The following is a 15,792-nucleotide window of genomic DNA, read 5'->3' as shown; positions in this document are numbered from 1 at the left end:
ATACCGGTTTAGGCTGTGGAAAATCGGCTAGCTGGAAATTAACAACGCCAACAAGAAAAAAGTAACGATCCAGCTAGGAATTTGTATAGTCAAGGTCGGTCGGGAAGTTTTGAACCTTCCCAAACGGGATGATGTATTCAATAACCGTGAAGATATCATACCGTAAGCATTACGAGATGTGGCTAATGCCCTCGGTTGTAACATCAGCTTAGTATCCTCCGTGATTAATCCGGAGGAGAGTTCAATAATTTTAAAGGTGTGAGGATTAAGAGAAGATGTCTAAACTACTGTTGAAGTCCCTACTGATAAGTCCTGCTGTAGTGGGTGCTGCTCTCGCCCTTGGTACCAATGAGGTACAGGCAGCCAACAAGGCCAACTCGTTAACAGTTGAGAGTCAAGTTACTACGGAAGCTGCCCCACTTCAAGCTGTCCCAGTAAAGACAATTGCGATCGCTCTTCAGAGCGCGCCAAAGGCGAACGCGGCGGCCCCCACTGCCCCAGAAGTAAAGGATACGCCAGTTTTTTCCACGGAGATGGGCTCCAGCTTGGGTGAGGGAACATCATTAACTTTAAAGGCCGATACCCTAGTTCCTAAGGTAGACGTACCGGAGGCAGAAACAAAAATAGCCCAAGCCGTACCCTCAGCCTCAGATAACAGCCAGCTGTTAAATCAAATTCAACGCTACGGTAAAGAAGGTAGTAACAGCCAAGATCAGGTAACTAGTGTTTCCCAACTGCGGGATGTTTCCCCTGGAGACTGGGCTTATGAAGCTCTGCGTAGTCTGGTAGAGCGCTACGGTTGTATCGCTGGTTACCCAAACCGCACCTTCCGTGGTAACCGTGCTACTACCCGTTACGAATTTGCGGCTGGCTTGAACGCTTGTTTGAACCAGATTGAGCGTTTAATTGCTGCTAGTACCGCTGACTTTATTACCCGTGAAGACTTAGAAACGCTGCAACGGCTGATTCAAGAGTTTGAGGCAGAACTGGCTACCCTCGGAGCACGGGTCGATAACCTGGAAGGTCGAGTCGCATTCCTCGAGGATCACCAATTCTCTACTACTACCAAACTGGAAGGGGAAGTCATATTCGCCCTGACCAATAACTTTGGTGATTTTGGGGAAGATGACAATAACCAAGTTGTCTTTGGTGACAGGGTTCGTTTAGTTCTCGACACCAGCTTCACTGGTGAAGACAGTTTGGTAACTCGTCTGAGTGCTGGTAACCTGAATGCCTTTACAGAGGGGGGTGACATTGCCCCAGAACTCACCCAGACCTTTAACACTGAGATTGATGGTACTGGTGACGGGAACGATATAGGGGTTGACTGGTTAGCCTATTACGGTGACATTCCTATTGGTCCGTTTGGTCGAGTATCAACTTACATTGCTGCCTTTGGTGGTCGGCATGATGATTACGTTCCTACACTCAATCCCTATTTCCAAGACTTCGATGGTGGTAGTGGCTCTCTATCCACATTTTCTCAACAAAACCCCATCTATCGGATTGGTGGTGGTGCTGGTTTAGGGGTTAGCTTCCAACTTGGTTTACTAGAGAGCGTGATTGGACCAAGTACTGTCACACTGGGTTACCTAGCTGGGAATGCGTCAGATCCTGATGAAGGGTCAGGTCTGTTCAATGGTGATTATTCTGCCTTGGGTCAGTTGAACTTCAATGTCAACGACCGGATTGGTGTCGGCTTTACTTACGTCCATGGTTTCCATAAAGAGGACAGTGCCATATTCAGCAAAGGCGCGGGAACAGATGGTATCGTAGGTACCCGTGCTGCCAACTTAAATCAAGAAGCACTTCTTGCTAGTCGTATAGCTGATTCAGCTGACAAGGTAACCAACTCCTACGGAGCAGAATTAGCGTTTCGCCTCACCGACAAGATTTCCTTTAGTGGATTTTTCAACTACACCGATGTGATTGTCATTGGTGAAGGAGATGGTGAAATTTGGAGTTACGGCGGTGGTTTAGCCTTCCCCGATTTTGGGAAAGAAGGTAGTGTGTTAGGTTTCTTTGGTGGTGCAGTGCCCTATTCGGATTTGAATGAGATTGATACCCCCATTCACATCGAAGGCTTCTACAAGTATCAGCTATCCGATAATATCTCTATCACTCCTGGTGTGATCTGGGTGATTAATCCAGAGCAGAGTGATGATAATGATGATGCTGTGATTGGTACCATCAGAACCACATTCACGTTCTAGAGACCCTGGCTAATTACCCAAGGACTATCGAGCATTAGTTAGGTTTCCCTGCCCCTAGGCGGGGATTTTTGTTTGAAGGGGTGGGAGTGTCAAAAAATACTAGGATGATGGATAACAACTAATAACTCAGAATTTCCAACAGTTATGCGAATTGCTCCAAATATTACCGAACTGGTTGGTCGGACGCCTCTAGTGCAATTGAATCGTATTCCTCAAGCAGAAGGCTGTGTGGCTAGGATTGTAGCCAAGCTAGAGGGCATGAATCCATCTTCGTCTGTTAAAGACCGGATTGGTGTTAGCATGATCAATGCAGCGGAGCAGCAAGAGTGGATTACCCCCGGCAAAACTATTTTGGTGGAACCGACGTCGGGAAACACAGGTATTGCTCTAGCAATGGCAGCGGCAGCCAAGGGTTACCAACTGATCCTAACCATGCCAGAGACAATGAGCATCGAGCGACGGGCTATGTTGCGAGCTTATGGTGCTCACTTGGAACTGACACCAGGTAGTGAAGGCATGGGTGGCTGTATTAGGCGAGCTCAAGAAATTGTAGAAAACACATCCAATGCCTATATGCTGCAACAGTTTCGTAATCCAGCTAACCCAAAAATTCACTATTATACCACAGCTGAAGAAATTTGGGACGATACGGAAGGACAGGTGGATTTCCTGGTGGCTGGAGTCGGTACGGGTGGTACAATTACTGGTGTTGCTGAAGCGATTAAAAAACGTAAGCCCAGTTTGAAAGCGATCGCAGTTGAACCAGCTAGTAGTTCTGTACTTTCTGGAGGCTCTCCAGGACCTCACAAAATTCAGGGTATCGGTGCGGGTTTTATTCCAGAAGTACTCAAGGTGGAACTTCTGGACGAGGTGATTACAGTTACGGATGATGATGCGATCGCATACGGTCGTCGTTTAGCCCGTGAAGAAGGAATTCTTTCCGGCATTTCCACTGGAGCCATACTATCAGCGGCGATTCAAGTTGCCAAACGTCCAGAAAATGAAGGATGCCTGATTGTGATGATTCAACCAAGTTTTGGGGAACGGTACCTGAGCACCCCCCTGTTCCAAGAGCCAACAGCCACCACTGATAGTGTGATGGGGCAAGGCGCTTCGGTTCACTAGTTATCCTAAAACCTCTGGAAATCTATGGAAATATTGGATTGAGCTTACTTGGTACCTCAATTATACTATCGCTGCCGGTTTAAGTAGGTTTAGTGTCGCCCATGTCAGACTCGAATCACTACCAGACTCTGGATGTTCATCCCCACGCTACGACCCTAGAAATTAAACAAGCCTACCGACGGCTAGCCAAGCGCTTTCATCCAGATAGCAACAGCCCCACCGCTGATCCGGAAAAAATTATCCAAGTTAATGCTGCCTATGAGGTCCTCAGTAACCCTGAGCGACGGCGTTCCTATGACCAAAAGAGGCATTACTTTCAGCATTCATTAGAGCATCAGAATCGACAACAGCGAACAGCTGATGCCCAAAGACATTACCAGCATCATCGGCAAAAGGGAAAAAAGACTGATGCCCAGCTAGGGTACTGGTTGCAGCAAATTTATCAACCTGTAAACTACTGGATTAGTCATATCCTTGAGCCTCTAGAGGCTCAACTCGATGAACTCTCGGCTGACCCGTTTGATGATGAACTCATGGCAGAGTTTGAAGCTTATCTGGAAGAGTGTGGTGATCATCTCCATCAAGCTCAGAGGCTGTTTCATTCTCAACCTAATCCTGCCACCGTTGCCAGTGCTGCTGCTAACCTCTACTACTGTCTTAATCAGTTAGGAGATGGCATAGAAGAATTAAAGCTGTTTACCCTTAACTACGACGACTACCACCTACACACAGGTCAAGAACTGTTCAGAATTGCCTCCCATCTGCTCTGGGAAGCTAAAGACACAGTTAAAGATTTTTGGTAATGGGTAACCAATAGGATTTTTCTAGCAAACCCAAGAATGATCAATCTTGACTTACATGCAAAAGGGACTTGATTAATGACTAATCATTAATAACTAATGACTAACGACCACTAATCCAAATTAGTTTATGCTGAACATAAGTCTAGTTTACCTAACTTGACATGGAATGCGTCATTAAGCGCCGTGCTGAGTTTTCAGCCAGCCACCGATACTGGTTACCAGAACTGAGTGAAGCTCAGAACATTCAGCGGTTTGGTTTGGGTAGCCGATTTCCTGGACACGGACACAACTACGTTCTGTTCGTTTTCCTGACCGCTCAGTTGGATAAGTATGGCATGGTGGAAAACTTTTCTAAAGTCAAAAGGGTGATCCAACGAGAGGTCACCAGCCAACTTGACTACGCTTATCTCAATGAGGTTTGGTCAGAATTTCAGCAAACCTTACCTACTACCGAAAACATAGCACGAGTAATTTGGCAGCACTTGGTTACTTACCTACCACTACTGAAGATTCAGCTATTTGAACATCCAAAACTCTGGGCTGACTATCAAGGAAACGGTATGGAAGTATATCTGACTATCAGTAACCACTTTAGCGCTGCTCACCGACTAGCTCATCCTGACCTCAGTGACGAGGAAAACTACCAGATTTACGGTAAGTGTGCTCGTCCCAACGGACATGGACATAACTATCACATAGAAGTGACTGTTAAGGGTGAAATGGATCCGCGCACTGGCATGATTGTTGATCTAGGCTCCTTGCAGCAAGTCATGGATGAATATGTCGTGGAAGCTTTTGACCATACTTTCCTCAATAAAGACATTCCATACTTTGCCCGGGTTGTTCCTACTGCCGAAAATATTGCTATCTATATTTGTCAGTTGTTGCAACAACCAATTCAAGAATTGGATGTCCAACTTCATAAGGTGAAATTGATTGAAAGTCCCAATAACTCCTGCGAAGTCTACTGCACACCAGAGACTACCAAGTCACCAGCAACATCATCTAGAGAAACTCGGCTGACCTTGATTGAGTTGAATAATAAAGTTTAGCCCAGTCCCCACCTAAAATCTTTGATGCGCGGTGGGCTGCTTTCAATACCTGGCAAGCGTAGCATGGGCTAAGCGCATTAGCCCTAGGCTGAATGCTTAGCTAGGGATTTTTATTTGCTGAGATTAAATCATCCATAAGTTAGAGTTAGTATATCATTTGTTATGATAAGGGTAAAGTGGCCGGAATCAGGATTGATGCGGTTATCATAGTAGTCAAGTATCCGCACTCGTACTGTTAGGTCCAGCTGCGCTAAATCCGAAAGCCTTCATATCCTCGTTAATGGCCCCGTGGTATCTCACTCAAAGGATGAGATACGACCTTGAGCAATTCAAAACAAGGGAATATATGGCAAAGGATTTTACTCGATTGCGCAAACTTAGAAAACTACAAAACTCTTGATGATCCGTAAGAGGCAATAGGAATGGAGAGCCGGTTGCCGTGTGATGACAGCCAATATAGGGAGCGTCTAGCAGAGGCAGCACGCCAAACTTTCGTTCCTACATTACCAAACAACATTCCAGATAATGTTGATGACCTTGCGCGGTTCCCTCGCGCCGGTGAAGCTGCTCAACTTTTAGAGAAAGGGATTGAGCAGCACCAGCGATGTCAATTCTTCGCAGCAAGACAGTCGTTCCAAGAGGCACTAGCAATATATGCGCAATTGGGAAATAGACGGGGTCAAGGAAAAGCTCTGAGTGGTATGGCACTAACTGCTTATTCCTTAGACAACTTTCCACAAGCGATAAAATATAGTAACAAAAGTCTTGCGATCGCAAAAGACATCAAAGACCAGCGTCTTGAGGGCCAGGTTTTGGGAATTTTGGGAAATGCCTACCGTCACCAAGGAAATCACCTCAAGGCTATTGACTATGGTCAAAAAAGCCTAACTATTATGCGGCAACTCCAAGACCGACTGGGAGAGGTGACTGCCTTGAACAATCTAGGATTGGCCCATAAGGCACTAGGAGATTTGCCCCGAGCAATGGCTTGCCAGCAACAGAGCCTCTATGTTGCCCAGACTCTTGGGTTACCTGAGCTGGAGGAGCGAATTCTGAGAAATCTCAGTAACTCCTGCTACTCCATCGGTGATTATGCTCAAGCTATTGACTATTACGAGCAGCGTTTTGCGATCGCACAGCAGATGGGTGATCGTCCCCTAGAAGGACAGATTCTGGGCAAGCTGGGTAATGCTTGCTTGGCACTAGGAGATTATATTCAAGGGATTTACTATATTCAGCAGCAATTGCTCAAAGCTCAACAAATGGGTAATCGCCGTCTAGAACAACAAGCCTTAGGTCGCTTGGGAAAGGCTTATGATGCCTTAGACAATTATGGCCAAGCGGTTGAATACTATGAACAACGCTTGAGTATTGCCCAAGCCATCGGTGACCGGAAGGCAGCAAAAAAAGCCATAGCTAGTCTGAAAGCTGCTTATTACTCTCAAGGAAACTACACCAAAGCTATGGAGTACCATCAGAAAAATTTAGCACTGACTAATCCCTAATCGGAATGGTAGTTCTGGTGGGGATAAGGCTCGTAGCCATTAGCCATTCCCACAAAACCGACACTAATCTCTATCAAAATACCTATAATATCATGTCGGGATAATTACCCTTAATAAAATCTCCCCCATCTCCCCATCTCCCCATCTCCCCATCTCCCCATCTCCCCACACTTCCCACCCTCCCCACACTTCCCACCCTCCCTCTAATTATGGGTATTCAACCTGACTTGATCTAAAATTGGGATCACTCATTGTCTATATACTTGCGCTGGCTCGGAGGGGCGACCCAAAGTAGACAATAGCCGCTAGTCGCTTTTTTGCCCCCAAAGTTTAACCGGATTCCTGCCTCTATGGCATCCTTTTGACATTCTAAGTTATCCAAATAGCCCGCATTCCACTTGGTTATATTTCTGGCTAATTTGCCCTCTTTACTGATTGCCCAATTTAAGGTATCTGCTTCGTCTAGGGTTAGTTGTCTAGAACCATTGGGGTCTAGTTTTGGCTGACTTAACTCAGATAGCCCCCAACCCGCTCCTAGTCCACAAACCAATGACAAAACCACAGCTCCACAGATGGCTGTAATGTTTATAAAAGGAGATGTCTTAGCAACCATAAAATCCCTTGAGCCTTTGGGTGGATAGGCACAGGGCTGTCTTTCTGACTTGGATTCTATGGTTACCTTTGATTGCTCTATGGCAGACGCGTTCGCCTTTGGCGCGCTCTGAAGAGCGTTCGCCTTTGGCGCGCTCTGAAGAGCGTTCGCTTTAGAAATTTCTTGGCGCTGAATATCCATGGTGGATTGCCCGACGACATCAATCATCTGCTGGATATCCTTTTCCCAACTTCGGAATAACTGCTCTAAGGATTTAGGAGTATCTGCTAACATTGTTTCCAAACTGGACGTTGCTACCAAAAATAGGAATAGCGGGTCATTAGCGTCCAATTCTGTCGCAACAACTAAATCTAAAATTTTTGCCTTAAAGCTATCGGAACGTCCTTCTAACAGCTTTTCCAATAGAGAGTAATCCGTCTTATCCCTCTCGTCAATTAAATCTGACAGACTTTCAGGTTGCTTGATGTGGGAGAGGTTTTCTTGAGAAAGATTACTTCCTACCATTTCCCTAATTCCTTGTTTGCTTACTTCTTTATAAATAGCCATAAAATTCGAGAATAACAAGATTTGTAAATATTTGTTACATAGAGACGTTAAAATCCTGAAACGAGAAAAATTCTCTGAAAAAAGGAACGTTACTATAAGGGGTTATATGTACATAATCAATCCGTTGCTCTGCTTAGAGAGTACTACCAAGAAAGAGAAACACTCAAAAACTTGAACAGGTTAAATCAGTAAGCATTCAGCAGTTAGCTAACGCGCTAAGCGCAGGCTGACTGCTAATAGCTTAATGCTTACTTAAATCAAGGGATTTAGAAGAAGGAATTTATGGCTATGACCCACCTAAGTGCTGAAACTTATCACACTGATCCTCAGATAATTGATGATGATTTTTTGGATTATCCCCACGTAGATCATATCTGTCTTCAATTAAACGAAGTCACCCTAGGAGCTTATAGCCTTGATAACCAAATTATTTTTAGCTTACGGCAAATGTCTATACCGATTAGACAGTCTCCAAGACAAGCTCAACAATTTCTTGAAGAAAATGGCTATCAAAAATTATGGGTTACTACTCCTTCCCAGAGAAACTTGACTGTTTATCCTCTCAAGAGCTTACTGGCTTATTGGAAATATTTAGTGTCAGACAATCTCATCCCCGCCTACCTGGATAAAAATCAAACAGTTTCCTTAAAGCAACTCATTGAACAATTAGAGCAAGACCCAAATCAATTAATCAAACCAAGGGTGAACTTAATTAACCAAGATTCAGATTGGCTACAAGCAACCCCGACTAGGATTACAATTGGTCAATCCCAATTAGAAATATTAAAGACAGAGGATGATCAGGAGTTTCGGGTTAGTTTATCCGCTGCCATGGATGCCATAGGCTCATCGGTTGCTTTACTGGTGGGAATTATTAACTCAAGGAGAAAACTAAAAAAATTGAAAGCAAAAGGTTTTTCTGGTAAGATACTATTCTGTTATACAGAAACTGAAGGGATAATGAAAACTATGAGTTTAGGAGATTGTCTTCATATTTGGGAATACTTTGCCCTGAAAGGCAATACTAAAGCTGTCTATCTCCTATCGTCTTGCAGCAAACTGGGGATAAATTCTCTGCTGGAATTTAAGTCTTAATCAGCAGTTATAGCAAGGAAAGTATAGTTGAGGACATAGTATTTTGTTTTCAAGGTAACAGGGATCCCCCCTAACCCCCCTTAGTAAGGGGGGAAGGGAACAGGGAACATAAATATGTCTTAACCTTTACTTCGACTGCTATATTTAAACCTAATCAAGGTATAAAATTCCTTGATTAAACTGGTTGGTAATCGGTAAGGCTTAAGTGGTAATGGGTAATGGTACGAGAGTAATCACAATTACCCATTACCCATTACCCATTACCCATTACTCATTAAATCGGATTAGATATCAGATTAAGTCCGGTTGAATACCCATAATAAAGAAGATTGATGGGGAGATAGTGTGCTGTAAAAATTGGTATTAAGGATAATTATCGGGACATGATATCACTTAAGACCCAACATTTAATCTTTCTCCCCACAAGGTAGTTATTTCCCTAGCAAAAATTGATTTATCTGGTGAAGAGGAAGGCTTACAAACCCCTTCTGCTCGATTTTCCATTGCTAAAACTCTCTCTGTATCCTGAGAATACAAGGGAGTCATTGCTTCTCGCTGCTCTAATAGATTTTCCAATTCAATTTTAAAAGGAGTTCTCTGACCTTGATGGAAGACTCGCTGCACTGCTGATTCTACAATGGCACGAATTTCTGCTCCAGTACATTTTCGTGTTGCACTCAATAATCGACGCCATTGTTTTTCTGTTAATGGTCCATTTCCCTCCCGATAACGAGGATCAAATCGGCTAGCATGGAGTTTAAAAATCTCAAACCGCTCAATCTCTTTGGGAAAACCCACATAAAACAGTTTGTCAAATCTGCCAGCACGAGTTAATTCTGGAGGCAAAGCATCTAATCGGTTGAGAGTTCCAATCACAAATGTAGGAGTTGTCTTCTCCTGCAACCAGGTTAATAGAATTCCTAGAATTTGTTTGGTGTTATTTGTTTGGGAATCAAAAAACTTATCCAGTTCATCGAGAAACAAAACACAAGGACTCGCGGCCTCAACTCGACGCAAAAGTCGTTTTAAATGGGTTGGACTACTACCAATTACTAAATCCACTCCCATGCTAATTAAAGGAAATCCTAAGGTTTGAGCGCAGACTTTGGCAGCAAAGGTTTTTCCTGTTCCTGGAGGACCAATCAATAGCCATCCCTTGGGCAATGGAATCCCATAAGCTCTGGCTTGATCAGAAAAATCTTGTTTCACCCATTCCAAGGCTTGTTTCAGTTTATCTAATCCCCCAAATTCCCCAACATCAGGTTTGAGGAATTCTAAACCAAATCCTTTGAGTCTGTGAATTTTGTAATTGATTAATTGCTTGGCTAGCTCTGATTGAGATTGGGCTTTATTGACTGCTATATGAAATTGCTTGCGTTCGCCTTTGGCGCGCTCTGAAGAGCGATCGCTGAAAGCGGGGCTTAGCCCATCGCCTTTGGCGCGCTCTGAAGAGCGATCGCTTAAGAGGCAAGACACTATGGGAGCGTATTTATTTTTTTTCCCCGCCAGTTTGACAGCCATCCGAATTTCTTCCGGGGTCAATCCCCCGATAGACCGAGCTAGTCTATCGTCTAGAGGTGTTTCTTGGTCAGCCAAACCATATTCTACTAAATGAGTTTTTAATAATGCCGTGACTTCCTTGGGTTCTGGAAAAGGAAATTCGGCAGCAGGAATAATTGAGTTTAAAATTCGAGGTAACTCATTCTCCCCCGTATCCAAAAGAATTAGAAACTTATCGCTTGATAGACCAAAGTTGTAGAGAACATTAGACAATGAGGTTCTGATGGTTATGGTTTGCCCACTGTCAGCACTATCGAGTAAAGACGGTAAATCTTCTAAGATAAATAAGGCTTTACCAGAATAGGCTTGGCAAAAATTCAACACTTCAACAACCTGTGAAAATGCCTCACGCTCTTCTAGGACATTAACCATTGAACTTTCTAAGGTTTGAGAATTTCCATCCCACTCAATTTTCTGAAATCCACGACTAGCTAAATTCCAGAGGTAAACCAAGAATACTCCATGGTGAGTAAGACTCTGACAAATCCACCTAAGTACATTGTGTCTTTCAATCAAGGGAATTCCTATAGATACTGCTCTATAGCATTCTAATAATGTCCCAACTTCGGGTATATTCATTCTCAATCAAACGTTATTCAGTCAAAATTAAACTATAGCATTTTCCAAATAGGTGATGTCACCAAAGTTTCGATAAGGGTGCATGTCAGTTTTGTTAATCCCTGATTCAGATCCCCCATTATCCCCCTTAATAAGGGGGACTTTTCAATCTAATTCCCCCCTTTTTTAAGGGGGGTTAGGGGGGATCTATGTACCTAATTACAAATTTGACATGCTCCCTTTCGATAAAATTAAAAATGCTATAGTTCAGGTGGTTTATTGTTGAGGGTTAACAGTTAACAAAAAGCCTTACAAAGATAGCTCCTTTGATTTCTGTTTGAGATTAATCGGTTGCGATATAGGTGTTTTAGCTGGGGGTTGAAAAGCCTGTCCATTGCTTGAAGCCAGTGCTGTTAAACTGGAGTGAGCAAAGGGGTTAGGAGCACCTAGGCTTTGAGATTTTAGAGACTGCACTGATGATCGAGAGGGCTGAACTAGGCGTTGTGGCGCTTGGCTCATTAAGGGTTTTAAGGCTTGCTCAAAGTAGGATAAATCCCGTTGTGTCATCTGGGACATGAATTGTCCTTTCTGTTGTGAAAAGATGGTTCCTCGTCTGTCCTTAGCGGCAATTGTGATATCGCCATTGGGAGTTGCTCTCCAGTTGTAGTTGAGTTTACCTTCAACCTGGACAGTATTTCCTTGTGATTGGGCATACTCGACCAATGTATCTGCAACTGCCTTGACACGGCTAAAGTAGTCAGCCTCAGAAGCTCCTAATTGCCTAAATTTTCCCTCAGGTTTCTGTCCCCAATCTAATTGCTTTTTTACCTGTGAAATTTCTTGATATTGCTGTTCACTAAGTTTGGTTTCTCCCTGTACAGTGACCCCTAGAGCACCAGCGCGAAACTTGATCAATTCCTTACCTTTTTTGTCCCTCATTGCATAGGAATTATCCTCGCGATGAATCGTATACTCTGCTGATTCATAGGTATCTTGTCCTGGTGATGCTTGGGAATTGATTAAGCGGACTAAGGTAGCAGCAGCTTCTTTTTGACGGGATGTTTCATGGTAATTAGACACAGCATTTTTGAATTTTTCTACTTTTTCTGAAATCGGTGAAACGACCTTTTCCCACCAACTAGGCTGCTTTGATTGAAGCATTCGGGCTTCAATTAATTCAGATATAAACTCCGATTGCATAGCTTCTTGTTTTTGTTTTTGAGCACTACGAAGCATACGCATCTCATTAACCTGGGACTGCAAAAACTGCTTTAGTGGTGTATCCTCTAAAGCCTGCACTGACCGTCGTACTGAATATAATCCACCTCTGGTTTCAGTATTAGCTTTTACGGGTTGGACTTTGGGTTTTAAAGGTTGGTTTTGTGGTTGAATTGGACTATATACCTTTTGTTGTTGCCCCTGTAGCTGTTGTTCATCAAAAGCGTTAACCTTTACAACACCTTCATCATTGGTTTGTAAAATAACGATTCCATCCAATTCTACTTTTTTATTGGTGACCCCAACCATCTCTCCTACAGATGACTCTTTGGCTAAAGTCAACTGACCAATGATGTCTGAGTTTAAGTCATTGACCAACCTATCTCCATCTTTACCATAGACTACTTGATCACCGTCGGTAATTTGGATTTCAGGCTCTTGATTACTATTGTATACCTGACCATTGAGTTGTTGACCCTGTCGATTTTGTTCTTGCTTTTGCTGCTGCTTTTGCCTAAAGGCTGCCAGTCCACTTGACCATTTGGAAATGACACCTTGGTATTGTCCTTGTAAAGAGGATACATAGGACTCACTGACTATTGTTACTTTTGCCATGGTTTTAAACTCCTAATGCTCCCAAGCCTAAGGCTCCAAAAATTGCTGCTCGGTGCTGCAAGTTCTGAGTGCGATCAAGCAAAATATTTTTTCCTCGATAAAACACGCAAAGCTGCCCATCGAAATACCAAGCATTGTAGTCACTGACCTGATCGTTGTGCCTAGGCATTTCATAGGGTATGCCTTTGGACACCACTACGCCAGCTAATAATCCATATTGATCAAAAATCTCAATCACATTAGGAAAATAGTCGATGGGTAATGAGGGTAGATCAGATAAGTTATTTGTTGCCCTATCTAAATCCTCTACAGGATTTATTTTATAGTTAGAAAACATGGCTTCCTCCAATTACACAATTTTCAAGTTATCAGATGGCAACCTGTAACCTGTAACCTTGGCCAAAAGGCCACGCGATCGCGTTCAACATGCAACCTTGGCCAAAAGGCCACGCGATCGCGTTCAACCTGCAACCTGCAACCTGTAACCTGTAACCTGTAACCTGTAACCTGTAACAAAGTAACTCATTAAAAACTTCCTTCCAGAAGGTCTGGTGAGACATCTTGATCAGATAGACGTGGAGGCCAATGAGAAGTTGCCGTGGATGAGCTAGATCCAGATTTTGGTATTAGTGCTGGGGTAGGATAAAATGATGCTGGTGCTTGTCTAGCTCCATCTGTTGGCAATGGAAATAATTGCTCTACTAATGCCATTCTCTCCTTAAGTTGACGCACCCTTTGCTGATTAGAAACTCGGTGAGATACTCTCTTGACTTTAATTAAATGGTCTCGAATACTCTCCCATAAATTTTCTGACCACTCCTGCTCTTTAAGATCAGATTCAGGAATTTGAATTTGTTCTAACAAAGGCACATAGCTTTCTTTGGCTCTTTGATAAGCGGGATTGATGATCACTGCTTTACCAGTAGGTAATTTAATAAACTGAGCGGGCTCTAAAAGTGGTCGCTTGTTTTTTTGATCGGATTTAGAGTGAGAACTGCCCCCTGTGCCACTACTCTTGGATTTGGATTTGAAATGAATTTGAAACTCTCCTAATAGGTCAGAGAAGGTTTTAGCGGAGTCTGGATCTTGGGGATTAAAGATGAACTTTGTAGCTGTACCTCCTAGAATAGCTCTGGTTAGCTCTTTGCCATACCTATTTTCTAATTGTCCTAAGTTTTGATAGCCTAGAATACCACAAAACCCATCTTCTCGGTTTTCATTTAACCAGTTTACCAGCTGGGGTAAGTACAAACTTGGTAGCTCATCTAGGGAAACAACTAGAGGGTCTGTTCGAGGTTTAATTCGAGATACGTTCCGGTTAATAACCATATGGAGGATTGTTGCTAATAGTGGTCCAACAATATCCCGGTTATTTCGATCTAACCCAAAGACGATGAGTTGTTTTCCTTCTAAATCTAAAGGTAAGGTGGTTTTTCCACAGAATGCTCCCATAAAGTCTTTTTTCAAGAATTTTTGGAAGGTTCGCTGAGCAATTCCAATAATCCCGGCTACGGTTTTCTCACTTTCTTTGATACTAATGATTTGGGATAGGGGGCGAGTTGTCCAGACATTTAATTTCTCCTGGGAAGCAAATTCCAATCGGCTGACTAGGTCAGGCAAACTTAAAATTGCCTGTGCTGTCATTATATCACAATATCGCTGATTTTCGACTAAGGTACCAACTGCCTTGGTTAACAAAAATATTCCTTCGACTAAACTATCCCCGGCATCTTCAAAGAACTTATCACCACTGGCTTTTCCGCCAGTTAAATCTGTATTTCGGTTAATGACTTGGGCGATTTGACCGGCTGCGATCGCATCTTCTTCATCTTTTAGTAAATCCAAGGGATTACAGACATCTGACTCAGGAAAACCAGGGGCAAAAATATGTACCTTATAGCCTCTTTTTAAAGCATAACCCACGGCCCGTTTTGCTTGCGCTGGATATTTGAAGTCATATATAATTGTGGGGAATCCTTGGTCAAGGGATGAACGAATTAGAGGGTCACAGACTGAAAAGGATTTGCCTGAACCACTGGCTCCAATGGCGGCAATCCCGCGTTGGGCATCGGGAAGATATAAGGACTCGGCAGCAGGCTTAAACCAATTGAAAGCTTCAGGTTTCCGTTGCTTTTTCAATTTCCCCTGCTTGATCCATTCTTGCTCTTGACGCTTCTGAATGTCTTCGGGAGTGCCGACGTAGAGAGCAACGGAGTTTCTGGAAAGATTAGCCATCTGTTCCTGAGCTTTTTTACGAGCAGCTTTTTTCTCCTTTTTACCTCCCCAATAGCCTGTCGCTAATTGACCTTTCTTGCCATCCGGGATTATAGCTAGCAAACCCAAAGCTATCAAACAGCTGGTGATGGTGATTCCCTGATTAGTTTGGGAAAAATCTATAAGATTTTCTTTGGTAAGTTGCTGATAAATTAATCCCGGAGGTAGACTAATAACGTGATTTGAAGTCTGGTTCATTTTTCTTTGAAAATTTAAAATTTAAAATTGAAAACTATAGCAGTTTTCAATTGGGCGATGTACAGAGTCCTGGGTTTTAGGGAACAGGGAATAGGGAACAGGGAATAGGGAATAGGGAATAGGGAATAGGGAATAGGGAATAGGGGTAAAATCCTGTATACCTCACCAAATCAATAAATGCTATATCGTATTTTTAGCCTAGTTTTGCGTAAGTCCTGTAAGCTGATGTGCATTCAAATTGGTGATTACCTGTTCCCTTCCCCCCTTACTAAGGGGGGAAGGGGGGATTCCAATACGGTTCGGTTAAGCTCTAAGCAGTATTGATTACATAGAATGTTCGTGTTTCACTTTTGGCTCCAATTCCTTTATGTATTGGTTTCTTGGAAGGAAATTTAGCTCTAGTTTTTTTAACTACTC

11 protein-coding genes are annotated in these 15,792 nt (G+C 43.2%); 6 read left to right on the top strand and 5 right to left on the bottom strand.

Features of this window, described 5'->3' with window-relative positions; all coding sequences use genetic code 11:
• Positions 1-275 precede the first annotated feature (275 nt).
• From F6K53_RS28565 to F6K53_RS28545, 5 genes are all read left to right on the top strand, one after another.
• Positions 276-2,213, top strand: coding sequence for an iron uptake porin (locus F6K53_RS28565; RefSeq protein WP_293083007.1), 1,938 nt, complete (start codon positions 276-278; stop codon positions 2,211-2,213).
• Between the two features lie 144 nt (positions 2,214-2,357).
• Positions 2,358-3,338 carry a cysteine synthase A gene (gene cysK, locus F6K53_RS28560; protein ID WP_293083005.1) on the top strand — a complete coding sequence of 327 codons (981 nt, stop codon included), beginning with the start codon at positions 2,358-2,360 and terminating at the stop codon, positions 3,336-3,338.
• A 101-nt stretch (positions 3,339-3,439) separates the two neighbouring features.
• Positions 3,440-4,141: a DnaJ domain-containing protein gene (locus F6K53_RS28555; protein WP_293019511.1), complete on the top strand. Its 702-nt coding sequence runs from the start codon at positions 3,440-3,442 to the stop codon at positions 4,139-4,141.
• A gap of 161 nt (positions 4,142-4,302) precedes the next feature.
• A complete protein-coding gene (locus F6K53_RS28550) occupies positions 4,303-5,193 on the top strand; it encodes a 6-carboxytetrahydropterin synthase (protein ID WP_293038163.1) in 891 nt (296 codons plus the stop codon).
• Positions 5,194-5,615: 422 nt separating this feature from the next.
• Entirely contained in the window at positions 5,616-6,698 is a 1,083-nt protein-coding gene (locus F6K53_RS28545; RefSeq protein WP_293019513.1) for a tetratricopeptide repeat protein, read from the top strand.
• 244 nt (positions 6,699-6,942) lie between these two features.
• Here F6K53_RS28545 and F6K53_RS28540 read toward each other — a convergent pair whose 3' ends face one another.
• Positions 6,943-7,857 (bottom strand): DUF6753 family protein, encoded by a 915-nt coding sequence (locus F6K53_RS28540; protein WP_293083003.1) that lies wholly within the window; start codon positions 7,855-7,857, stop codon positions 6,943-6,945.
• 282 nt (positions 7,858-8,139) lie between these two features.
• Between F6K53_RS28540 and F6K53_RS28535 the strand changes: the two genes are divergently transcribed.
• Entirely contained in the window at positions 8,140-8,952 is an 813-nt protein-coding gene (locus F6K53_RS28535) for a hypothetical protein (RefSeq protein WP_143727475.1), read from the top strand.
• 393 nt (positions 8,953-9,345) lie between these two features.
• On the opposite strand, the gene F6K53_RS28530 is transcribed toward F6K53_RS28535, so the two are convergent.
• The 4 genes from F6K53_RS28530 to F6K53_RS28515 all read right to left on the bottom strand — a co-directional run bounded on the left by F6K53_RS28530 (position 9,346) and on the right by F6K53_RS28515 (position 15,375).
• A complete protein-coding gene (locus tag F6K53_RS28530) occupies positions 9,346-11,091 on the bottom strand; it encodes an AAA family ATPase (protein ID WP_293065835.1) in 1,746 nt (581 codons plus the stop codon).
• 288 nt (positions 11,092-11,379) lie between these two features.
• Complete coding sequence (locus F6K53_RS28525) at positions 11,380-12,903, bottom strand: hypothetical protein (RefSeq protein ID WP_293083001.1); 1,524 nt, start codon at positions 12,901-12,903, stop codon at positions 11,380-11,382.
• 4 nt (positions 12,904-12,907) lie between these two features.
• Positions 12,908-13,240: a hypothetical protein gene (locus F6K53_RS28520; protein WP_009149093.1), complete on the bottom strand. Its 333-nt coding sequence runs from the start codon at positions 13,238-13,240 to the stop codon at positions 12,908-12,910.
• Between the two features lie 188 nt (positions 13,241-13,428).
• Entirely contained in the window at positions 13,429-15,375 is a 1,947-nt protein-coding gene (locus F6K53_RS28515) for a type IV secretory system conjugative DNA transfer family protein (RefSeq protein ID WP_293082999.1), read from the bottom strand.
• Positions 15,376-15,792 lie beyond the last annotated feature (417 nt).

It is taken from the genome of Moorena sp. SIO4A1, assembly GCF_010672065.1.
Lineage (GTDB): Bacteria > Cyanobacteriota > Cyanobacteriia > Cyanobacteriales > Coleofasciculaceae > Moorena.
This window is presented reverse-complemented; position numbering and strand designations above follow the sequence as displayed.